The organism is Arthrobacter celericrescens (assembly GCF_003614925.1).
Lineage (GTDB): Bacteria > Actinomycetota > Actinomycetes > Actinomycetales > Micrococcaceae > Arthrobacter > Arthrobacter celericrescens.
This window is the reverse complement of the sequence record NZ_QYLP01000032.1, coordinates 1-20,876: the sequence shown is the minus strand read 5'-3', so window position 1 is coordinate 20,876 and position 20,876 is coordinate 1. Positions and strand designations below refer to the sequence as shown.

Below are 20,876 nucleotides of genomic sequence, written 5' to 3'. Positions count from 1 at the left end.
CGGTCTAGGCTCGTTCCATGAGTGACGAAGCGCCGGCAAGGGACGCGGTTCCGCCGGCAAAGGACGGACCCGTGGCCGCGGCTCCGGCGGCCGACGCGTCCTTCGCCGAGATCACGGCGCGCCGCCGCGGCAGGGTGCGCCGGTACTTCTACGAACATCCGCGCGCCATGGATGCCGTGGTGGTGCTCTGCTACCTGCTGCTGGCGCTGTCCACCATGATCAGCAGCGTGGGCGACGGCAAGTGGCCGGCCGGGCTGCTGCTTGTGGCCATCGCCGCGGCGCTCTTCCTGCGCCGGGCCTTCCCGCTGGCGGTGACGGCCGTCGTCGCGCTCCTGGAACTAGCGGTGACGTTGCTGCAGCCGTGGGGGACGAATGTGTCCGCGGGCCTATGGTTCGCGCTGTACGCCGTGGCCGTGGTGCGGCCGCGGCGCAGCGCCCTCGCAGTGTTCGCCGCGGCGAGCCTGCCGCTCACCCTGCTCTACCTGTTCATGTGGACCAGCCCCGGCGGGCCGGGCGGAGCCGCGGACCCGGACCTGCCCGAGAACTACCACCTCATCAGCAACATCACCGCGGCCGTCAGCATCCTGCTGTCCAACCTGATCGCCACCGGGATCGGCATCTCGGTGCGGCAGCGCCGCGAACACGAGTCCGAGATCCGCGCCTGGGCCGCCCGCACCGCCCGCCTGGGGTCCGTGACGGAACGGAACCGGATCGCCCGGGAGATGCACGACGTCGTCGCGCACTCGCTCACGGTGATGGTCAGCCTCTCGGACGGGGCCGCCGTCGTGGTCCGGAAGGATCCCGAACGCGCCGCGGAAGTCCTCGGCGAACTGTCGCGCACCGGCCGCACCGCACTCGCGGACATGCGCCGCGTGCTGGGGGTGCTGCGGGACGATTCAGGCCGCCCCGCCCCGCTCGCACCCGCGGACTCGGCGGACCTCGCCACCCTGCTGGAGGGCTTCCGCACAGCGGGCCTTCCCCTGCATTTTTCGCACACCGGGCCGGCACTGCCGGACGACCCCGCCTTCCGGCTCACCGTGTTCCGGATCGTGCAGGAGTCCCTCACCAACGTGCTGCGGTACGGCCGCTCGCTGGGCCTGGTGGAGGTCCGCGTGCAGCGGGACGGGGACCGGGTGGCCATTGACGTGCACGACGACGGCCGCAGCACCCGCGAAGACGGCACCGGAGCGGGCGGACCCGGAGCCGGCGTCCCCGGAATCGGGACCGGCCAGGGCATCAACGGCATGCGGGAGCGGGCACGGATCTACGCCGGCACCGTGGAAGCCGGCCCGGGGCCTGGCGGCGGCTGGCAGGTCCACGCGGAATTGAACTGGAACGGCGACAAGGGGAAGTCATGACCGGAGACGGAACGATCAAGGTGCTGCTGGCGGACGACCAGCCGTTGCTGCGCATGGGCTTCCGGCTCATCCTGGAGGGCGAAACGGACCTGGAAGTGGTGGGCGAGGCGTCCGACGGCAACGAAGCCCTGACCAAGGCCGCGGCCCTGCACCCGGATGTCATCCTGATGGACGTCCGCATGCCCGGCATGGACGGCATCGAGGCCACCCGCCGGCTCAGCGCCCTGGACTCCGCCGCCCGGGTCATCATCCTCACCACCTTCGACCTGGACGAGTACGCCTTCGCGGGACTGCAGGCCGGTGCCTCGGCGTTCCTGCTCAAGGACGTGGCCCCGGAGGAACTGGTGCACGCCGTGCGGCTCGTGGCCAGCGGGGATGCCGTGGTGGCGCCGCGGGTCACGCAGCGGCTGCTCGAAACGTACGTGCGGGGCGCCCGCCCGCACGGGCAATCCGCTCCCCAGCCCCGGGACCCGCTGCTGGACGAGCTCACCCCGCGCGAGACCGAGATGCTCCAGGCCATCGCCGAGGGCCTGTCCAACGCGGAGATCGCGCATAAGTTCTTCCTGTCCGAAGCCACGGTGAAAACCCACGTGCGCCGGATCCTCACCAAGCTGCACCTGCGGGACAGGGTCCAGGTGGTGGTGTACGCGTACGAAAGCGGACTGGTGGTCCCCAGCAACAACCCGGACTACTGAGGAACCCGAGTCCGCGGACGGGTTGCGCATGCGGGCTGACGCTGCTCATCGGGTGGGCAGGATCAATTGTCCTTCTCGCCGAATTCGGTCTGTTGATCGCCCCGTTCGCGGACATGCGCAACGGCGCCGCGGTGGTGCTTGGTGTTGTGTTTCTGGGCGTAGCGCAGTGCGGACTTGAGTTCGTAGAAGAGGCGGCCCCTTGACGAGGCCCCGCACTGGACGAGATACGCGGTGCCGTCCGGTCCGTAGGACGGCGAGACGTCGGCTGGTCTGGTCATGATGTTCTCCTTGCCTTCGTGTATGCCTTGGCGCGGGACGGGTCAGGGCAGGGCCGGGTAGCTCGCCAGGATGTAGTCCATCGCTGCGGGGCCGGTTTTCCGCAGACCCGGGGCCGATGTGTTGATGCCGTGCCGTTTCATGGCTGCCCGGAAAACGTGCTCCGAATCGGGGATCTGCTGCTGCACGTTGCACCAGCTGATGTAGAGGCCGAAGAGTTGGTCGATGTCAACGCAGCGTGTGGGGTCAGGGTCGGGAACGGTGGCCTCGGCGAGGAATCGGTCAAAGTGTGAAACGGCCATCGGAGGCCTTTCGGTCTGGTTACTGCGGCTGCCAGCCACGGTGGCCGGGACAGCGGCACCGGGACGCCGCGGGGATGGTGCGACGGCGGGGTGCTTTCGGTGTTTTTCGTGCCGGAGGATGGCGGCACGGCCATGGTTTTTACCGCGAACGGCGCCTACACTGTAGGCATAAGGCGTACACGTAACTCATTGTCTACACTGTAGATCTACGCCTCTTTTAAAGCAAGCATTTGCAAGGCAGGTTTCCGGGAATGTTCCCGGGTGTCCAGGCAAGGAGGGGCGGAGACGGCGATGGATAGTAGTGCAGCTCCCGGGAATGACCCGCGGCCTGGCCGGCTCAACCGCAGGATCGTCCTGCGCGCGGCCCTGGACCTGGTGGATGCGGACGGTCTTGAGGCCCTAAGCATGCGGCGGCTCGGGCAGGCACTTGGCCGCGACCCGATGGCCCTGTACAGGCATGCGGCCGGCCGGAAGGAACTGCTGGCCGGCGTCGTCGAGCTGGTTCTGGAGGAAGTGGAGGTCTTCCCGGACGACGACACATCGTGGGAGAAGCAGTTGCGCCGCATGGCGCACGAACTGCGCCGCGTGTGCATGCTGCACCCGAACGTCGTGCCGGTGATCGTGAGCGGGCCGTTGTCGACGCCGCTGGGCCTGCGTCCCGCGGGAGCGCTGAAGCCCCTGGAGCAGGTTTTGAGGCTCCTGATCGATGCGGGTTTCACCCCGGGGGACGCGCTGCACGTCTACCGCGCGTTCTACGGTTTCCTCTACGGGCACCTCCTGAACGAACTGCAGGAACTCATCGCCGATCCGGACGAAAACGAAGCACTCCTCAGGCTGGGGCTCCTGCGCCTCCCGCTGCGGGATTTCCCCCACCTTCGACGCATGGCCCCCGAGCTCCTGGAGTACGACGGGGAGCAGGAACTGGACCGAGGAATGAACATCCTCCTGTCAGGTTTCGGCCAGCAATTCGCCTCCAGCGCGGCAAACTGAAGCCGGGGTGGGCACTCCTGCGGCGTCAAGTCCACTCACAGCCGCGGCACAGAAACCCCATGTACAAGGCACAGGCCGCCGGGCTTCCATGGACCCATGACACCTTCCAACGGCCCCCATCCTGACCACGACCGCGGACTCGAGTTCGACCTCTCCACCCTCCTGAGCCGCCGGCGCACGCTCGGCGTGCTGTTCGGCGGTGCCGCCACCGCGGCTTTGGCCGCCTGCACCCCGACTAACGGAACCGGCAGCGGAACTGCAACGGACAGCGCCAGCAGCGCCGCGGCGTCGGGCAGCGCGGGCAGCACCGCAAGCAGCGGCACGACGGCGGCCGCCTCGCCGTCGGCGTCCGCGTCCTCCACGGTGACCCGCGCCTTCGCTGAATGCGGCGTGGAGATCCCGCAGGAAACCGCCGGGCCCTACCCGGGCGACGGCTCCAACGGGCCGAACGTCCTGGAAGCCTCCGGCGTGGTCCGCAAGGACATCACCACCAGCTTCGGCACCTCCGGCACCAAGGTCGACGGCGTCCCGCTGACTGTCACCCTGACCCTCCTCGACAACGCGAACGGCTGTGTTCCGCTCGCCGGGGCAGCCGTCTACGCCTGGCACTGCGACCGCGACGGGAAGTACTCGCTGTACGATTCCGGCCTGGAGAAGGAGAACTACCTGCGCGGCGTCCAGGAAGCGGACGCGAACGGCCAGCTGAGCTTCACCACGATCTTCCCCGGCGCGTACAACGGCCGCTGGCCGCACATCCACTTCGAGGTCTTCGAATCGCTGGGCAACGCCAACAGCGCGGGCCAGCTCCTGGCGGTCTCGCAGATCGCCCTGACGGACGCGGCCTGCCGGGATGTCTACGCCACCAGCGGCTACGAAACCAGCGCCGCGAACTTCCCCAACACCACCTTGAAATCGGACAACGTCTTCGGCGACGACGGCGGCGTCTACCAGCTGGCCACCATGACCGGCTCGGCGAAGGCGGGCTACACGGCGGCACTGAATGTGACCATCTAGACTCGGAGCCATGCCGTCAACTGCCACCGCACAAGAGCACATCCAGGACCTCGGCGCGTACGTCACCGCGTCGCCGTCGAGCTTCCACGCCGTCCACGAAGCAGCCCGCCGGCTCAACACCGCCGGGTTCACCCGGCTGGATGAGGCGCAGGCCTGGCCGGTCCCGCTTAAGGGCGGCGGTGCGTTCTACGTGGTCCGCGACGGCGCCCTCATCGCCTGGGTGGTTCCCGGCGGCGCCGGCTCCGCCACGCCCTTCAACATCCTGGGCACCCACACGGATTCACCGTCCTTCAAGCTCAAGCCCAAGCCCACCACGGGCAAGTTCGGCTGGCTGCAGGCCGGCGTGGAGGTCTACGGCGGCCCGCTGCTGAACTCCTGGCTGGACCGCGAACTGCGCCTGGCCGGCCGCCTCGTGATGCTCGACGGCACCGAGCACCTCACCGCCACCGGCCCGCTGCTGCGCTTCCCGCAGCTGGCCATCCACCTGGACCGCGCCGTCAACGACGGCCTGGCCCTGGGCAAGCAGCAGCACATGAACCCGGTCTTCGGGCTGGGCGATCCGGGTTCGGAAGACCTGCTGGCGCTGCTCGCCGCAGACGCGGACGTGGATCCGGCACGGATCGGCGGCTACGACATCGTGGTCGCCGACACCCAGGAGCCGGCTGTGTTCGGCGCGAAGGGCGAATTCTTCGCCTCCGGCCGCCTGGACAACCTCTCCTCCACGCACGCAGGCCTGGCGGCTTTGATTGTGCACGCTTCCGCGGGCGTCCAGGCGGGCGGCCCCATCGCGGTGCTGGCCGCCTTCGACCACGAGGAAATCGGCTCCGCTTCGCGCTCCGGCGCATGCGGGCCGATCCTGGAGGACATCCTGACCCGGATCTCCGACGGCCTGGGCGCCTCGGTGAGCGAACGGCGGCAGGCCTTCGCGGCGTCGTTCTGTGTTTCCGCGGACGCCGGCCACGCGGTGCACCCGAACTACCCGGAACGGCACGACCCCGCCAACCGTCCGGTCCTCAACGGCGGGCCGCTGCTGAAGATCAACGCCAACCAGCGCTACGCCACGGACGCCACAGGCGCCGCGTTCTGGGCGCGGCTCTGCGGCGAGGCCGGCGTGCCGTACCAGGAATTCGTCTCCAACAACGACATCCCCTGCGGCTCAACCATCGGCCCCCTCACGGCGACCCGCCTTGGCATCCGGACGGTCGACGTCGGCATCCCCCTGCTGTCCATGCACTCGGCCCGCGAGCTGTGCGGCACCGAGGACCCGCACTCGCTCGCCGCCGTCTCGGAGCTGTTCTTCCGGACGGCCGCATAGGGCGGCCGGTTTCGGGGCAAACCAAGTACTTACCCCTTACTTGGAAGGGAACGGAACTTCACGGCAAAAAACGAGTACCCGCTACTCGTGCGAGCGGTTACGGTCAACCCTAAACTAGGCGTCACGGCCAGCGTCACAGGCATTGAAAGCTGGAGGCCAGAGACTTGACATGACCGGATAAGAAGATACGGCTGCGCTCAACTCCCCGGCTAGGCGCAGCGGTTCCGTCCGCAATGTCGTGAAGTGGTGAGGCCCCATGTCTATTTCCACCCAGCCCCCAATTTCGTTCACGAGGCCTGCCGTGGAGTCCTCGAACGCATCAGTGAGCGTCATCATTCCCACGCTGAACGAAGCAATGAACCTTCCGTGGGTCCTTCGCCGCATGCCGTCGTATGTGGACGAGGTGGTAATCGTCGACGGGCACTCCCGGGACAATACCGTGGAGGTTGCCCGGGCACTGCGTCCCGACGTGGTCGTCGTGGACGAACAGAGAAGAGGTAAAGGTGTCGCGGTGCGGGCTGGATTCGCCGCATCCTCCGGTGACATCATCGTGATGCTGGATGCGGACGGAAGCATGGACCCCCAGGAAATAGGCTGGTTCGTCTCCCCGCTCCAGCACGACTACGACTTCGTCAAGGGCTCCCGCTACGTCACCGGGGGCGGGTCCGAGGACCTGACCCATCTGCGGAGCGCCGGCAACCGGGCCTTGACCGGCCTGGCCAACGCCGTCCTTCACAGCAACTATTCCGACCTTTGCTACGGCTACCTGGCATTCCGGAGGGAGTGCCTGGGCATCCTCGAGCCTGAATCGGACGGTTTCGAGATCGAGACCGAATTGATTGTGCGGGCAGCCAGGGGCGGCCTGCGGATCGCAGAGGTGCCCAGCAACGAGCTGGGCCGGATCTCGGGGGCCTCGCATCTGCAGACTTTCCATGATGGGTGGCGGGTCCTGACGACGCTCGCGCGGGAATGCCTGCTCTGGGAGGCGCCGACCGCCGGGGCACGGCCTGAAGCTCTCCGCCGCGTGGCGTATGCGTACGCGAACGTGCGGGTCCCGCACACTCCCACCGACCCCCAGACCGTCCTGTCCGTGGTCCGGAGCGCCTAGCATGCCGCGCTATGTTGCCCCTCCGACGGTTTCGGTGGTCATCTGCACCTACACCACGAGGCGCTGGGACCAACTTCTGGATGTCATTGAGTCCGTCCGTACCCAGACGGTTCCAGCCGAGGAAGTCCTGGTGGTGACAGACCACAACGAGGACCTGTACAGGAGGCTCGTCGAAATTGTCGATGATGTCACCGTGGTGAGGAGCCGTGGCCCCCGCGGGCTTTCCGGGGCCCGCAATACAGGGGTGGATTTGGCGGCTTCGGAGGTCATTGCCTTCCTGGACGACGACGCCAAAGCTGCCCCGGACTGGCTTGAACGGCTGCTGGCCTACTACGACGATCCTGACGTGCTTGCGGTGGGCGGACGCGTTGAGCCATTGTGGGACGCCGCCCGCCCTGGCTACTTCGGCGAGGAACTCGACTGGATCGTGGGGTGCAGTTACACCGGAATGCCCAGGGTCGCTTCCGAGGTCCGGAATGTCATTGGTGCAAACATGTCCTTCCGGCGCTCCGTTCTCAGGCGGGTCGGCGGCTTCAACCTTTCCTTGGGCCGCAAGGGGACGTTGCCCCTGGGGTGCGAGGAGACCGAAATCTGCATCCGGTCCAGGATGGGTTCCCCTGGCGGGCGGATCGTCTATGAACCGGCAGCCCTGGTGCGCCACCATGTGCCGGCCGAGCGCGGGAAGGTCCGCTACATCTTGTCGCGTTCATGGTCGGAAGGTCTATCGAAGGCCCAGGTCAGCGAGCTCGTGGGCCACAACCGGACGCTCACCCCGGAACGGAGATACGTGCGCAGTGTCTTGCCGCGGGCTGTTTTCGCCGGCGTACGCGATTGGGGGCGCGGGAACAATCCGCAAGGACTCGGGCGCGCCGGAGCCGTTGTTGCGGTTCTCGCCTGCTCCGCCGCGGGTTACATCCGCGGGCGCGGGATCGCGTACGCAGCGAGGCGCTCGTCGGACAAGGCTGGCCTTGTAGGCGCACCGTGGACGCACGTCCAATGAGATCGTCCGCACCAGCAACACCATCCGCGTAACACCACTGGACAGGGGGCCACCATGCACACCAAGGCACTGCACTTCGACATCCACGGGCGCGTCACGATCCGCGTCGACGCAGAGGCGCCGGCGGCAGCCCAGCTCCGGAGCATGTTGGCGTGTTACGCCACCGACACCGAACGGCCGGCCACCATCGTCGTCGATGACAGGCCGGAGCCGATGCCGGATGCCGGCCTGGTCGAGCACGAGCTCGCGTACACGGGGAACAGCGTACGTTTCCAGGCCGAGCGGGTCCAGATCGTGAGGGACGAAGACCAGTGGCGCATCCACGGGCCGGGCGAACTGTTGACCTCTGTGGTCCCTGTCCTCGATGCTGCCATGGTCAGTCGGGGAGCGGGCATGATCCACGCGGCTACGATGGCATACCGGGGGCACGCGATCGCGCTTCCCGCCGCTGGCGGGACGGGTAAGACGAGCACCGCGGCCAAGCTCATGCGGCGTGAGGGGTGGTCGTTCATGGGTGACGACTGGGCCTTCCTTGCCGAGGACGCCACGCTATTGGGCTACGCGAAGCCGATGTTCATCAAGCCGCACCACCGGTCCATCTACCCGCACCTGTTCGAAGGTGTCCGGAAGCCCCTGGTCCCCTCACGGCTCTCGGGGAGCGTCGGCCGTCTCACCACCTTGGTCCATCCGTACGTCATCCGTTATCCGCGCCTTGCGGACTTCTCCCGGCGCTGGTCGCCGGAGCACCGCATGGTCGATCCGGGGACCGCGTTCCCGGGTCGGGAAGTGACCACCTCGGCCCCGCTCGCGGCCGCCATTTACATCGAGCGCTTCGAGGGCACACAGTCCCGGCTCGTCGAGCGGACGCGTGATTGGATGGTGGACCGCATGATCGGCAACTTCCACATCGAGATGGCGGGCTTCTCGCAGCGGGTCGTGACGGGCCTGGCGGCCACGTCCGTCGTCCCGTGGCGCGAGCACTTCGCGGCCAAGGGGGTCGTGCTGAGCAAAGCGCTTGACGGACGTCCCTGCCACCTGCTGCAGGTGCCCTCTGCGTATTCGGCGGACGAGGCGTCCGATGACATCGTCGGGCACCTTGAACAGTTGTTGCCGTCCATCCTCGACGAGCGCGCCTGAGGGGGTGGACGCGGTGGGTCACAGCCCTGCCGAGGTCACCGCCGTCGTTCCGGCCCGGAACGCGGAGGCCCTGCTGCCGCGCTGCCTCGAGGCCCTGCGCCAGTCCGGTGTCGCCGAGATCATCGTGGTGGACGGATTATCCACCGACCGCACCGTCGAGCTCTCCCTCGCGGCCGGAGCCCGGGTCCTCAGTGACGAGGGCCGCGGCCTGCCATGGGCTCGGACGCTCGGTGTGCGGAACAGCAGGACGCGTTGGGTCCTGCTCGTCGACGCCGACGTCGTATTCGGGCCCACGGGGGTTGCCGACCTGCTTGAGGAGCTTGTGGAGGGCGGTTATGACGCCCTGCAGGCCGGCCTGGAAAGTGTCGCCGGACCTGGCTACTGGGGGCAGGCGCTGGCACATCACCATCGCACCGGCCGAAGCCGCAACTGGTTCGGCCTCGTTTCGACGGTCATCGACCGCAAGCTGATGCTGGACGTGGGTTTCGACGACTCGTTCAGGTCGGGGGAGGACATTGAGCTGCGTTGGCGGATGCGGGAGTTGGGGCTGCGTACTGCGGTGTCACGCCGGGTCGTCGTCGAACATCGCTTCGCCGCGGACGACTTCGGTTTTGCACTCGACCAGTTCCTCATGGACGGAACGGGCCTGGGACGGATGATCCGCAAGAACGGCTGGCACGGTGCGAGGTTGGCCCTGCTGCCGGCCGCCGCGGCAGTCCGTGGCAGCGCCTTGAGCCTCGCTGCGGGCCAGCCCCGGTGGTTGCGCTACTACCTGGCCTTCTGCTGGTACAACTACGTGGGCCTGGTCAGGGGCCTGGCGCCGTGAGGGCTGTGCGGGGGGCTGCTGTCCCGGGCGCCTCGGCCGTCCGGCACTCACCCCTGCGCAGCTCCCTCGGCCTCGTCCTGGCCAAGGCCGCCCAGACGGGCGCGGGCTTTGCCTTCTGGATCGTGGCCGCGCGTGCCACGTCCGAGCGTGAAGTCGGCCTCACCTCGGCTGCGGTCTCGGCGGTGATGCTCTGCACACAGCTCGCCGTGCTGGGCACCGGGTCGGCCGTGATCGTCGCGGTGGGGCGAGGGGAGCCGCCCCGGCGGGTGCTGGATACGGCGTTCGCCATCGTGGGGGTCGCCGGCACCGTCCTGGCCCTCGGCTACCTTGTGCTGCAGTCGGCCGTGGCGCCGGACACGGCCTCAACATCAGTGCTCTTCTGGCTCACGTTCCTGGTGGGGGCCGTCACCGGCACCATGGTCATCGTGCTGGACCAGGCCCTCGTGGCGTTGGGACGCGGTGCCAGCGCGACCTTGAGGTACGCGCTGGGCGGCGGAGTTTCACTCGGGGCTGCAGCGCTCGTGGCCTGGCAGGCGCACGGCGCCTCCGCGGACGTGCTGATGGCCTGCTGGGCCCTCGGGACCGCCGTGGCGTGCGTCGTCGGCGCGGTCCAGCTGCGAAGACTGGTCGGCTACTGGCCGCGGCCGTCCCTGCGCACGGCACGAGGCCGTCCACTGCTGGCCATGGGCCTTCCGCACCAGCTCCTCACCCTCACCGAGCGCGCCCCGGGGCTTGTCCTGCCGCTCCTGCTCGCGCATACGGTGTCGCCGGAGGCCGCTGCCTACTGGTATCCCGCATGGATGATGGCTTGGGCGGCCTACACCGCCCCGGTGCTGATGGGCATCGTCCAGTTCTCCGAGGGTGTCCGCGACCCGGACCGCTTGGCGTCGACCACCTGGGCGAGTCTGCGCTGGTCGCTCGCCGTGGGAGGTCTGGCTGCCGCCGTCCTCATCCTCCTTGCCCGCCCGCTGCTCGGCCTGATGGGCGAGCAGTACGCCGATTCGTCCAGTGACGCTTTGCGGTGGTTGGCGGCCGGCCTGGTGGCGTATGCCGTGCTGCAGGCCTACAACGCCGTGTGCCGGGCCCGGGGTCGCTACGCGGAGGCGATCGTGGTCGGAATGGTGCTGGGAACCGCACTCTGTGCGTCAGCGCTGTCGGCCGCCGAAAGAGGCGCCGGTGCCATGGCTGTTGCGTGGCTGGTGGTGCTCTCCATCGGGGCCGCCGCTGTCGGCCTCAGGCTCATCGCCGTGCTCAGGCGCGTCACGCGGGAGGCACGATGACCAGGACGCTCGAAGCGACCAACCGCACCCGGGGACACTGGAAGACCCGTGACGTGGCCTGCGCCCTGGCCGGCGCGGTGTCGCTGGCGCTTGCCGTGGGGGCCGCCTCCACGGTGGCCGTGCCCGTCAACGATGACCTGGGGCTGGTCGCCGTCCTGCCATACCCGTTCTGGGTGGGGGTCCTGCTTTTGAACGTCGCCTTCGTCGTGGCGCTGCGGGGGGATGCCACGGGTCCGGCCCGCCGCGCGGTCATGATGTGGCTCGTCGTGGTGCTCGTTCTTGTGCTCTTCGGGACCGCGGCGTTCGTCACGGACGTACCGCGGGGTGAGGTCGCGTTCCGTCATCTCGGCATCGCTGACGCCCTTTCGCGCACCCAGGGGATCAACCCGGACATCGACGCGTACTTCAACTGGCCGGGTTTCTTCGCCCTGCTGGCCACGATGGTCCGGGCGACCGGTCTCGATCCAATCGCTGTTGCCCTCTGGGCGCCGGTATTCAACATGGGTTTGTGGCTTGCTGCCTTGGGTGTGTTGACGGGCTACCTGACGCGCGATCCGCGACGGCGCTGGCTCGTGCTTTGGGTCTTCTGCCTCGGCAACTGGCAGGATCAGGACTACCTCTCTCCCCAGGCCTTCGGCTTCTTCCTGTACCTTGTCGTGCTCGCGCTGGTCATCGGCCCATTGGCCGCACGGGCCCCGAAGATCCGCGGGATCAGACCGGCCGACCTGGCGGCCTGGTGGCGGGGGCGGGCGCCCGAGGAGCTCCGCCCCGGGCGCCGGGTGAGCGCCCTCGCGGTGACCCTCTTGCTGGTCACAGTCATCTGCGCGAGCCATCAGCTGACGCCGTTCATGGTGCTCATCGCCATTACCGCCCTCACTCTGAGCGGACGGGTCTGGCCCAGCCGACTTCCCCTGATCACTGCGGTCGTGCTGGCGCTATGGCTCGTCTACCCCGCTAGTGCCTACCTGACCGGGCACCCACCCCTGGCGGGCGGCGGGGGACTGGAGGGCGTGATCGGGGCGAACGTCGTCGACCGCACAAGCGGGACCCCCGGGCACGTGCTCGTAGTACAGCTCCGGATCGTTCTCACCTTCGTGCTGTGGGCGTTGGCAGCGGCAGGGGCGTTGCGCGACTGGCGCCGAGGGCGCCTCGACATCAGGGTGCTCCTTCTCGCTGTCACTCCGTTGCTGCTTTTCCCCGCGCAGTCGTATGGAGGGGAGATGCTCATCCGCGTCTCGCTCTTCGCACTGCCCTTCATCGCCATGTTGGCTTGTTCGGTCCTGCTTCCCTCGGACGGCAGCACCCGTCGCAGCCCCCGCAGGGCGGATGGCAGCACCCGTCCCAGCCCCCGCAGGGCGGGGGGCATTGCCCGTCCCAGCCCCCGCAGGGCGGGGGGCATTGCCCTCCTCTGTTTCCTGCTGGCCGTGCTGAACGTGACTGGGCGGTTCGGGAACGCCAGGTTTGACGTCTTCACAGACGGTGAGATCGCCGCCGTCGCCGCCGTGCAGCGCCTGGCACCCCCCGGCTCTGCCATCATCTCGGCTACGCACCCGACCCCGTGGCGCAGCGAGGCCTACCTTGAGCACCGCTACCGGACCATCGAGGACCTATGCGGGTCCTTGTCAACGCCGGCGTGCGGCCCATTCGTTTACGGCTACGCCCGGCACAACCCCGCAGGTGCCATCGTGCTGCTCACGCGCTCGTCCGAGGCGAGTCTCCTTCTCCAAGGCTCCACCAGGCCGGGCGACTTCGAAAAGCTGGAGGAATGGCTGAGCGCCCAGGACAACGTGGCTCTTGTCTTCAGCAACGCTGACGCGCGAGTGTACCGGGTGACGCCATGAGCCGCCGTATCAGCAGGCCCACCCTGGCATTGGGTCTCGCGGCCGTCGGGCTGTCGTTGGTAACGCTTGTCGGGCTGCCGACACCGCTGCAGGCGGCCGCCGCGGCATCCGTTCTCGTTCTCCTCCCGGGGGAGGCGATGACCCGGCTCCTGCACGTGGACGACGTCGCGCTTCACGCATTGCTCGTCCTGGCACTCGGTCTCGCCGCGCTCACGGCGGTTTCCACGGCGATGTTCTACTTCGCTGTGTGGTCGTGGCAGGCGTGCGTCGTGACGATGGGCGTCGTCACCGTCCTTGCCTGCATCGCACGCGGACGGCAGGAGGCGGCATGATAATCGACATCGCGGGACTGCTCGCGGCCGCCGTCCTGCTCGTTACCCTCATCGCATTCGAAGTCCGGCGCGCCGGCTCAGACACCGCGCAGCCCACACGACCGAAGTTCCTCGGCCGGACCGTGAGCCGCAGCGCCGTCGCCGCCATATGGATCGTGTACCTCCTGCTCTTCCTTCCACGCGTGCTGGGACTGCTCGCATGAACCGGGCTGCGCGGTGGTGGTTCCTCAGTGACCTCCATCTGGGTGTGACGGACGACGACCCCCGGGGGCCCGGCAAGGTGTTGTCCGGGTTCCTGCAGCACGAGGTGCTCCCGGCCCCGGGCCCCCAGCAGCACGTCGTTTTCGTCGGAGACACGTTCGAACTGCCCCGTTCCGCCGAGGAAGAGAGCCTGGCCCGGCTCGAGTCCATCCTCGCCCGCCACTCCGGCACGTTCCGGGTCCTGGAGCAGTGTGCGGCGCACGGGGTGCAACTGCACTTCGTCTGCGGCAACCACGATGTGGAGCTGGCCAGGCCCTCGGTCGCGGCCCGCCTGTCTGAGCTGCTGTCCCCCTCCGAGCCTGCGCAGGTCCGGGTGCACCCGTGGTTCCTGCACGTGCCCCACGTGCTCGTGGCCGAGCATGGACATCAGCACCACGCGCTGCACCGGATCCCCGAGGTGCTCCGCGCGGCGGTCAACGGGACCGACGAGCTGGACCTGCCGCCGCTCGCCGCGTGGCACGCCCATCCGGCGAGGTCCCGCCTCAGCCGTGCCGGGGCTGTTGCCCGGGCCTGCCTGGCGTCGGAGCGGGGGGAACGCCGCGTCAGGGAACCCGAGTACGGCCAGCTGCTGCAGAGTGAGTCGCTGCGGCTCGCGCTCGACGGGATGACCGTGAGGGAGTTGGCGGGCCTGTCCCGGTTCCGCACGGTATCGGCAATCCCGGTCGCTGCAACACGCATGGTGCTCGCGGCCGCCGGGCGCAGCGTCGCCGGCCACGAGGCTGCTGCAGCGGGCCGGTTTGCACGGACCCTGGAGGCGCACGGTTCCGCGGTGGCTTGGTACGTGTCCGGCCACACCCACCGGGCCCTCGAGTCGGCGCTCGAGGCGTGCTCCACCCGGTACATCAATACCGGCACGTGGAGTTCAGACGTCCGCGGTCGCGGGCCTGACCAGTCGGACCGTCAAGCCTTTCCTTACGCCGTAATCGACGTCTCCGGCGACGGCGCGGCCAGCGGCGGGCTGCGGTACTGGCGTCCGGGCGGTGGTTGAGCCGTGCCGGTCCAGTGCCTGTCTAAACGCCTGTTCAACAAGTCGATACGAGGGGTTGAAATTGATGCTTCAACCATTGACACTGAAAGAGCTTGGGGATCATGTTCACCGAGGAGCAACATTGAAAAGCCAAGCAGATACTCATAGAAGCGGTCGCAGCGCTTTCCGGCCCGGCGTGAGCCGGGGACGTGCCCGCCCGCCTGCTACTCGTCGACGCCGGTCGCGGAACCCGGGGCTCAATGCACTTCTATCAGTGCTGCTGCTCGCCCTGGGTGCCCTGGTGGCGCCTGTTCCGGCGTCAGCTGCTGCAGGTGATGTCGGGGTGGAAGGTCCGTCGCATTCGGGAACGGGGACGCCGACGGGTTCGAAGCGGGCGACGAGTTCGTTGTGGTTCAATGACGGCTTCTGGTGGGGGAACCTCTGGGACACGGCCAGCGCGGACTTCCATATCTTCCGGTTCAATGCCGCAACGAGCTCCTGGACGGACACGGGCGTGGCGACGGAGCCGCGGCCAAGCACCCATCATGATGTTTTGTGGGACGGGACAACGTTGTATGTGGCGAGCTATCGCTTCGTCGCCGATACCCTCCCTGCCGAGCCGAACTTCCCGTCGACGATGCGGCGTTACAGTTACGACCCGATCGCCAAGACGTACTCGTTCCTGAGTGCCACAGACATCAATAACTACAAAGTCGAGACCCTGACCATCGATAAGGACTCGAAGGGCCGGGTGTGGGCCACATGGCAGCAGGGGAACAAGATCTACCTGAACGTCACCGCCGAGGATGGCCAGACGTGGGGAGCCCCGTTCCAGCATCCCTCGGCCCTGAGCAACGTGACCGTAGACGACACGTCGGCCGTGATCGCATTTGGACCCGGCAAGATGGGTCTGATGTGGAGCCGCGAGGCCACTGACTCCACGGACGGCATGTACTGGAGCTACCACGTCGATGGAGCGTCGAACACCGACTGGAGCACGCCTGTCGCGGCGGTGTCGGGACGGGAAAGCAGTGATGACCACATGAACCTGAAGTGGCTGGACTCCTCGGGTGGCAGGGTTTTCGCAGCTACCAAGACGTCATTCAATTCCGACTCTCAACCGTTGATCCAGCTGTTGGCATTGAGTGGCACTACGTGGTCGGCACATACGATCGCGACTGTGTCGGAGTGCCCCAACCGGGTCATGGTGCTGATTGATGAGAGCACGCAGATGCTGCGTACCTTCGCTACCTATCCGAAGCCGGGCGGGACGACGAACGCCGGCAACTGCACCGCCTCGGGAGGTGCGATCTACGAGAAGTCCTCGCCGCTGGACAACATCGCCTTCACCACCGAGAAAACGGCCCGTATCGTCGACGCCGACCAGTATGTCCACAACGTCACGTCAACGAAGCAGAACCTCAACAGCGCGGCGCGGGGCACGGCCAACAGCGGGCTGCTGGTGCTCGCCGATGTGAACGCCACAAGCCGGTACTGGCACTATTACGACCCCAGCGGTGGCGGTGGCGGTGGTGATACGACGGCTCCGACAGTGACGGGTACGTCTCCGGCTGACGGTGCCACCGGTATAGCGGTGACGGCGGGTGTGACGGGGTCGTTCTCGGAGGCGATGGATGCCTCGACGGTCACCACGAACACGTTCACCCTGACCGCGGGAACCACGACAGTGCCGGCCGCCGTGACGTACAACGGGACCGTTGCGACGTTGACGCCGGGTGCGGACCTGGCTGCGGGCACGACCTACGAGGCGACGATCAGGGGCGGGCCCGGTGGGGTCGAAGATGTTGCCGGTAACGCGCTGGCGACGGACAAGACCTGGACCTTCACCACGGCTTCCGCCGGCGGAGGGCCACCGGAGACCGTGACGCTCGCGCCCACCGCTGACAGCTACGTGGCGAACACGAAGGCGGGAACGAACTATGGCACGAGCGCCGTTCTTGGTGTCGACAACAGTCCGGTGGAAGTCACGTACCTGAAGTTCGACCTGTCCCCATATGCGGGCAGGACGCTGGAGAGTGCGACCTTGTACCTGAGCGTCGCCGCGAATGCGTCTACGGGCAAGCAGAACGTCAGGCCGGTCGCTGATGACAGTTGGACTGAATCCGGGATCACGTACAACAACCGTCCGGCGCCGGGGACCGTCATCGGCACGCTCGGCCCCACAACGATCAACACCGGCTACAGCATCCCCCTGACGGTCAGCGGCCTGACCGGTGAACTCGGCCAACAGCTCTCGCTGGCTGTGAACTCCGGCAGCACCGACGCCGTGGACCTCAACTCGAAGGAGGCGGGCAGCACACTGGCCCCCAAGCTGGTGCTCACGCTGCAGTAGTTACCCGGCCAGGCCGATCACCAGGTTGATGGTCGCCGCCAGGATCACGGTGCCGAACAGGTAGGAGAGCAGGCTGTGCTTGAGGGCTTCGGCCCGGATCCGGTGGTTTTCGAGGCTGGTGTCCGACACCTGGTAGGTCATGCCCAGGCTCGTGGCCAGGTAGGCGAAGTCCGTGTACTGCGGCGGCCTGTCCTGGTTGAAGCTGATGCCGCCCACCTCGCCGCCGGTGTCCTCGCCGGTCCCGTAGTACAGCTCGGCATAGCGGAGGGTGAACAGGGTCTGGACCAGCGTCCAGGACAGCGCGACGCTCAGCAGCGCCAGCGCTCCCGCAGCGAGCCGCCCGGCCAGCCCGCCGCCGTCGTTCTGGTGCGATCCGACGACGACGGCGGCCACCGCCGCCAGGCTCGCCACGTTCGCGCCGAGGATGAGCAGTTCGCTCGCCCCGCGTGAAGGGTCCTCTTCCGTTGCGTGCCGGCGGGTGGCGTCCGGGTCGAGCCGTCCGACGACGAGCCACACCCACAGCACGTAGGTGAAGGACGCGACCACCCAGCCCACCACCGGGGCGGCCAGCCAGTTCCCGGAGGTGCCGGTGGCCACCGCGGCCGCGGCGCCGGCGGCGAACATGGCGGCGAGGCGGAGCCGCTTCCGCCGGGCGCGTCGGGTGGGGGGACGCCTGCTAGGCGCCGGCAACGTGCTCGTCCTTGGCTTCGGGAACGATGATCGCGCTCAGCAGGGAAGCATCCATGGGGCCACCCTACCGAGGCCCTCGGACGAAAACGTGTCACCCGGCGCGCGTCCGAATCGGCGGCGGCGGGGTTCCCGTGCTACGGTCATTGCTGCTGCTTCGGAGAAAAACGCTTCTCCGGTTNCCGTGCTACGGTCATTGCTGCTGCTTCGGAGAAAAACGCTTCTCCGGTTCACCTGCGCGGGTGGCGGAATGGCAGACGCGCTAGCTTGAGGTGCTAGTCCTCGAAAGGGGGTGGGGGTTCAAGTCCCCCTCCGCGCACAACGGAACACCCCGGTCTTCGGACCGGGGTGTTCTTTGTTTAACGCGGTGCGCGATTGCCACACCAGCCAGGCCCCGGCGGCACTTATCCACAACCGACGGCGCACCACTGGAAAGCCACATAGGCGTCGCATAGATTCATCGCGTACGTAGCCACTCGACAGAAAAATTGGGGAAATGTCACAGCTGCCTTCTACGCCCAGGTCCGACGCGCCCGAACCACCTCTTGTTCCGGCCCAGCCCGCCCATCCTCAACAGGCCGGGCCGCGGTCACCGCAATGGTCCGCCCTGATCGAGCCGAAGGCGCTGTGGACCGGGGCCGCGGCAGCGGCCGCGAGCTACGCGGCCGTCTTCCTCATGTCAGCGGTCCTGCTGGTCGTTGCCCTTGTGGGCGTCGGGATGTCGAACGGCCGCCTGACGCCGGCGCCTGTCACGACGCCCGGGCTCCCGGATCCCGGTTCCCTGAACCTTGCCGAGGTTGTCGGGCAGCTCGCAGCCCAACTTGTGGCGATGGCGCATCTTGGTGCACTGTCAACGAGCATTGAGGGCGTCATTCCCTTCCTCGGAGCCATCCGGGGAGATTTCAACGGCTATTTCGTGCCGATCGGCGTTCTTGCCGTCAGCATCCTCAGCCTCTATTCCGCCAGCCGGATCGCCGAACGGAAGCTTCCCTCAGCCTCGCGCGGGCAGCTTCTTGCACAGTCCCTGGTGTCGGGGGTCGTCTTCACCCTCCTGGTCAACGCCGTGGCAGCCCTGGCTGCCGTGCGCCTTCCGGAGGGCGTTGGCTTTACGGCCCGGCCGATCACCGCGGCGGGCTTCTGGTCCACGGTCTTCGCGCTGTTCCTCGGTGTGGCCGTTTCGGTAGTCGCCAGGAGCCGTACCTCCCCGACCACCCCGCGGCTGGGTTTCTCCGCGGCGTGGTCCAGGTCTGCAGGACTGCCCCTGGTGGCGGTGTCGAGCCATTTCCTGGCCTTCCTGTGCATCGCCACGCCGGTGTTTTGGGTCATCACCGGCGTGAGCAACGGCTGGGCGGGAACCTTCTCGGCGCCGCTTGTGGCACTCAACGCGGCCGGCCTCCTGTTCGTCGTGGGCCACTTCGGCGGGTTGTGGTTTCACGCAGGGACGAGTTTGCCCGGCGCTTCCACGGCAGGAAACATGGACCGGCTGTCCTACGGGTTCGACGCCGGCAATGCCGCGGGTGCCAACCTCGCCGTCATGCTGGTGGCTGTCCTTTTGGCGGTCCTCTGCACCGTCGCGGTCGGTGTGCTGGTACTCCTTCGCCGCGGATACACCGACAACAGCCGCATCTCTTCGTGGTGCGCGGTTCCGCTTGCGTACTTCCTGCTTGGCCTGGGGCTCTTCCCGCTGGTCGGAATGACGGCGGGTTTCAGCTTGGCAGGGCTAGGCCAGGGGAGTTACAGCCTGTTCCCGGCCTGGTGGTCACCCGTGGTGTTCCTGCTCTGGGGCATCCTGGCTGAAGTCATCGCCCGTTATGCAGCGCCCTACCTCCTTCCGTTCATTCCGGACAGGCTCAAGAAGTTGGTCAGAGCAGGCATCGCGGAGCGGCGGCCCGTCCAAGGATCCGGCGTCGCGGAACCCCAGCCGGAAACCCAGCCCGCGGCGCCTGCCATGCCCCGTTCTGCTGACGGCCCTGTCGCAGGCCCTGTGGAAGGCCCGGCAACCGGGCCGCAGGCCATGCCCGCAGGGAAACGCCTGTCCCCGGCAGGAAGGAAGAAAGCACTCCTGGCCGCCTCGGTCGTGGGTGTCCTGGCTGTGCTGGTCGCGGGGAGCCTGGTGACCACAAACGTCATCAAGGGCACCAACGGCCCGGACAAACTGGTGGGGGAGTACCTCCAGGCCCTCATGGACGGGGACGCCGAGAAGGCGCTCCGGATCTCCGACGTGGGTGTCGCGAACGATCAGCGCGCCCTGCTGAGCAACGCTGTCTACGGCGCAGCCACCAAGCGGATTGACGGCTACACGGTCCTTTCCACCGAAACTTCCGGGGACACAGCCACCGTGCTGGTGGAAGTGCGCCAGGACGGTCGCCGCTCGGAAGTGCCTTTCGCCCTCAACAAAGTTCGTCCCGAACTGCTCGACGACCACTGGAAGTTGAAGTCGAACGGCACCAACATTGTCCGGTTTTCATCAGACCTGGACCTGGAGACCTTCTCCGTGAACGGGGTCAGCGTCGCGACCGGCGCCGCGTACGGCGGCTACGGCACGGCCGTCGAGCTTCCGGCGTTCCCGGGCGAATACACCCTCGCGGTCCCGTCGAGCGAGAAGTACCTCACCGCCGACGAGGAACGCGTCACGGTGGCCATCGGCACGAGCCTCCGGGCTTCCGGAGATACCAGGCTCAAGGTGAGGGCGGGCGAGGAACTCCTGGCGCAGGTCAACCGCGAAGTGGCAGCCCTGACAAGCAAGTGCGCGTCATCGGCGAAACTCCAGGTCGAAGGCTGCCCGTTCTACAGCTACGAGTTCGGCGACGTTCGGAAGGTGAAATGGAGTGTTACGGCGAACCCGAAAGTCTCCCTGAGCCCGAGTTATGACGGCACGTGGCGGATCAACACGGAATCCGAGGGGAGCGCTACGGCCAAGTATGAGCGGAACGCCTCGTTCTACAGCAGCGATCCCGACTGGAAAGCGGAGACGGACACCATGTCCTTCCGTATCTACGGCAAGGTGACCTTCGAATCCGGCGAGCCCGCCGTCGAGCTGTCCCGGTACTAGGGCGTGTCTCTTTATTGGCGTAGCCAGATCAGGACTGCGTAGAGTGCGACGCCGGCCCGGTAGGTTTGGGCGAGTTTGTCGT

Annotated in this window: 19 protein-coding genes and 1 tRNA gene; 17 read left to right on the top strand and 3 right to left on the bottom strand. The window is 67.5% G+C overall.

From position 1 onward, the window contains the following. The first annotated feature begins 17 nt into the window (after positions 1 to 17). Complete coding sequence (locus tag D3654_RS07760; protein ID WP_120520936.1) at positions 18 to 1,358, top strand: sensor histidine kinase; 1,341 nt, start codon at positions 18 to 20, stop codon at positions 1,356 to 1,358. After that, positions 1,355 to 2,053 (top strand): response regulator, encoded by a 699-nt coding sequence (locus D3654_RS07755; protein WP_120520935.1) that lies wholly within the window; start codon positions 1,355 to 1,357, stop codon positions 2,051 to 2,053. The genes D3654_RS07760 and D3654_RS07755 overlap by 4 nt, the downstream gene beginning before the upstream one ends. 62 nt (positions 2,054 to 2,115) lie before the next feature. Here the strand turns inward: D3654_RS07755 and D3654_RS07750 are convergent, their stop codons facing one another. Next, positions 2,116 to 2,331: a hypothetical protein gene (locus tag D3654_RS07750; protein ID WP_120520934.1), complete on the bottom strand. Its 216-nt coding sequence runs from the start codon at positions 2,329 to 2,331 to the stop codon at positions 2,116 to 2,118. 42 nt (positions 2,332 to 2,373) lie between these two features. Continuing rightward, positions 2,374 to 2,631 carry a hypothetical protein gene (locus D3654_RS07745; protein WP_120520933.1) on the bottom strand — a complete coding sequence of 86 codons (258 nt, stop codon included), beginning with the start codon at positions 2,629 to 2,631 and terminating at the stop codon, positions 2,374 to 2,376. A gap of 291 nt (positions 2,632 to 2,922) precedes the next feature. On the opposite strand from D3654_RS07745, the gene D3654_RS07740 reads away from it, so the two are divergent. From D3654_RS07740 to D3654_RS07680, 13 genes are all read left to right on the top strand, one after another. Then, complete coding sequence (locus D3654_RS07740; protein ID WP_120520932.1) at positions 2,923 to 3,621, top strand: TetR/AcrR family transcriptional regulator C-terminal domain-containing protein; 699 nt, start codon at positions 2,923 to 2,925, stop codon at positions 3,619 to 3,621. A 96-nt stretch (positions 3,622 to 3,717) separates the two neighbouring features. After that, entirely contained in the window at positions 3,718 to 4,635 is a 918-nt protein-coding gene (locus D3654_RS07735) for an intradiol ring-cleavage dioxygenase (RefSeq protein ID WP_120520931.1), read from the top strand. A gap of 10 nt (positions 4,636 to 4,645) precedes the next feature. After that, positions 4,646 to 5,950, top strand: a complete 1,305-nt coding sequence (locus tag D3654_RS07730) for a M18 family aminopeptidase (protein WP_120520930.1) — start codon at positions 4,646 to 4,648, stop codon at positions 5,948 to 5,950. A 322-nt stretch (positions 5,951 to 6,272) separates the two neighbouring features. Beyond that, positions 6,273 to 7,058 (top strand): glycosyltransferase family 2 protein, encoded by a 786-nt coding sequence (locus D3654_RS07725; RefSeq protein WP_245413138.1) that lies wholly within the window; start codon positions 6,273 to 6,275, stop codon positions 7,056 to 7,058. A gap of 1 nt (position 7,059) precedes the next feature. After that, entirely contained in the window at positions 7,060 to 8,058 is a 999-nt protein-coding gene (locus D3654_RS07720; RefSeq protein WP_120520928.1) for a glycosyltransferase family 2 protein, read from the top strand. A gap of 54 nt (positions 8,059 to 8,112) precedes the next feature. Beyond that, the gene (locus D3654_RS07715) at positions 8,113 to 9,195 is read left to right on the top strand and encodes a hypothetical protein (RefSeq protein ID WP_120520927.1); all 1,083 of its coding nucleotides are present in this window, start codon (positions 8,113 to 8,115) and stop codon (positions 9,193 to 9,195) included. Between the two features lie 13 nt (positions 9,196 to 9,208). Next, positions 9,209 to 10,021: a glycosyltransferase gene (locus D3654_RS07710; protein ID WP_120520973.1), complete on the top strand. Its 813-nt coding sequence runs from the start codon at positions 9,209 to 9,211 to the stop codon at positions 10,019 to 10,021. Continuing rightward, the gene (locus tag D3654_RS07705; RefSeq protein WP_120520926.1) at positions 10,018 to 11,301 is read left to right on the top strand and encodes a lipopolysaccharide biosynthesis protein; all 1,284 of its coding nucleotides are present in this window, start codon (positions 10,018 to 10,020) and stop codon (positions 11,299 to 11,301) included. The genes D3654_RS07710 and D3654_RS07705 overlap by 4 nt, the downstream gene beginning before the upstream one ends. Continuing rightward, positions 11,298 to 13,142: a glycosyltransferase gene (locus D3654_RS07700; RefSeq protein ID WP_120520925.1), complete on the top strand. Its 1,845-nt coding sequence runs from the start codon at positions 11,298 to 11,300 to the stop codon at positions 13,140 to 13,142. Before D3654_RS07705 ends, D3654_RS07700 begins: the two co-directional genes overlap by 4 nt. After that, complete coding sequence (locus D3654_RS07695; protein ID WP_120520924.1) at positions 13,139 to 13,474, top strand: hypothetical protein; 336 nt, start codon at positions 13,139 to 13,141, stop codon at positions 13,472 to 13,474. The genes D3654_RS07700 and D3654_RS07695 overlap by 4 nt, the downstream gene beginning before the upstream one ends. Beyond that, positions 13,471 to 13,677: a hypothetical protein gene (locus D3654_RS07690; protein WP_120520923.1), complete on the top strand. Its 207-nt coding sequence runs from the start codon at positions 13,471 to 13,473 to the stop codon at positions 13,675 to 13,677. Before D3654_RS07695 ends, D3654_RS07690 begins: the two co-directional genes overlap by 4 nt. Next, a complete protein-coding gene (locus D3654_RS07685; protein WP_120520922.1) occupies positions 13,674 to 14,723 on the top strand; it encodes a metallophosphoesterase family protein in 1,050 nt (349 codons plus the stop codon). The genes D3654_RS07690 and D3654_RS07685 overlap by 4 nt, the downstream gene beginning before the upstream one ends. A gap of 253 nt (positions 14,724 to 14,976) precedes the next feature. Further along, complete coding sequence (locus tag D3654_RS07680; RefSeq protein WP_245413137.1) at positions 14,977 to 17,055, top strand: CBM96 family carbohydrate-binding protein; 2,079 nt, start codon at positions 14,977 to 14,979, stop codon at positions 17,053 to 17,055. On the opposite strand, the gene D3654_RS07675 is transcribed toward D3654_RS07680, so the two are convergent. Continuing rightward, a complete protein-coding gene (locus D3654_RS07675) occupies positions 17,056 to 17,679 on the bottom strand; it encodes a DUF1345 domain-containing protein (RefSeq protein WP_120520920.1) in 624 nt (207 codons plus the stop codon). A gap of 299 nt (positions 17,680 to 17,978) precedes the next feature. On the opposite strand from D3654_RS07675, the gene D3654_RS07670 reads away from it, so the two are divergent. Together D3654_RS07670 and D3654_RS07665 are read left to right on the top strand one after the other, a co-directional pair. Then, positions 17,979 to 18,061: transfer RNA gene (locus D3654_RS07670), tRNA-Leu, on the top strand. Positions 18,062 to 18,238: 177 nt separating this feature from the next. Continuing rightward, positions 18,239 to 20,794 carry a hypothetical protein gene (locus tag D3654_RS07665; protein ID WP_162943675.1) on the top strand — a complete coding sequence of 852 codons (2,556 nt, stop codon included), beginning with the start codon at positions 18,239 to 18,241 and terminating at the stop codon, positions 20,792 to 20,794. The last annotated feature ends 82 nt before the right edge of the window (positions 20,795 to 20,876 follow it).

What these genes read in the sequence shown, in the direction of transcription:
- D3654_RS07760 (WP_120520936.1), top strand. Translation starts at nt 18, where the DNA reads ATGAGTGACGAAGCGCCGGCAAGGGACGCGGTTCCGCCGGCAAAGGAC.
- D3654_RS07755 (WP_120520935.1), top strand. Translation starts at nt 1,355, where the DNA reads ATGACCGGAGACGGAACGATCAAGGTGCTGCTGGCGGACGACCAGCCG.
- D3654_RS07750 (WP_120520934.1), bottom strand. Translation starts at nt 2,331, where the DNA reads ATGACCAGACCAGCCGACGTCTCGCCGTCCTACGGACCGGACGGCACC.
- D3654_RS07745 (WP_120520933.1), bottom strand. Translation starts at nt 2,631, where the DNA reads ATGGCCGTTTCACACTTTGACCGATTCCTCGCCGAGGCCACCGTTCCC.
- D3654_RS07740 (WP_120520932.1), top strand. Translation starts at nt 2,923, where the DNA reads ATGGATAGTAGTGCAGCTCCCGGGAATGACCCGCGGCCTGGCCGGCTC.
- D3654_RS07735 (WP_120520931.1), top strand. Translation starts at nt 3,718, where the DNA reads ATGACACCTTCCAACGGCCCCCATCCTGACCACGACCGCGGACTCGAG.
- D3654_RS07730 (WP_120520930.1), top strand. Translation starts at nt 4,646, where the DNA reads ATGCCGTCAACTGCCACCGCACAAGAGCACATCCAGGACCTCGGCGCG.
- D3654_RS07720 (WP_120520928.1), top strand. Translation starts at nt 7,060, where the DNA reads ATGCCGCGCTATGTTGCCCCTCCGACGGTTTCGGTGGTCATCTGCACC.
- D3654_RS07715 (WP_120520927.1), top strand. Translation starts at nt 8,113, where the DNA reads ATGCACACCAAGGCACTGCACTTCGACATCCACGGGCGCGTCACGATC.
- D3654_RS07700 (WP_120520925.1), top strand. Translation starts at nt 11,298, where the DNA reads ATGACCAGGACGCTCGAAGCGACCAACCGCACCCGGGGACACTGGAAG.
- D3654_RS07695 (WP_120520924.1), top strand. Translation starts at nt 13,139, where the DNA reads ATGAGCCGCCGTATCAGCAGGCCCACCCTGGCATTGGGTCTCGCGGCC.
- D3654_RS07690 (WP_120520923.1), top strand. Translation starts at nt 13,471, where the DNA reads ATGATAATCGACATCGCGGGACTGCTCGCGGCCGCCGTCCTGCTCGTT.
- D3654_RS07685 (WP_120520922.1), top strand. Translation starts at nt 13,674, where the DNA reads ATGAACCGGGCTGCGCGGTGGTGGTTCCTCAGTGACCTCCATCTGGGT.
- D3654_RS07675 (WP_120520920.1), bottom strand. Translation starts at nt 17,679, where the DNA reads ATGTTCGCCGCCGGCGCCGCGGCCGCGGTGGCCACCGGCACCTCCGGG.
- D3654_RS07665 (WP_162943675.1), top strand. Translation starts at nt 18,239, where the DNA reads ATGTCACAGCTGCCTTCTACGCCCAGGTCCGACGCGCCCGAACCACCT.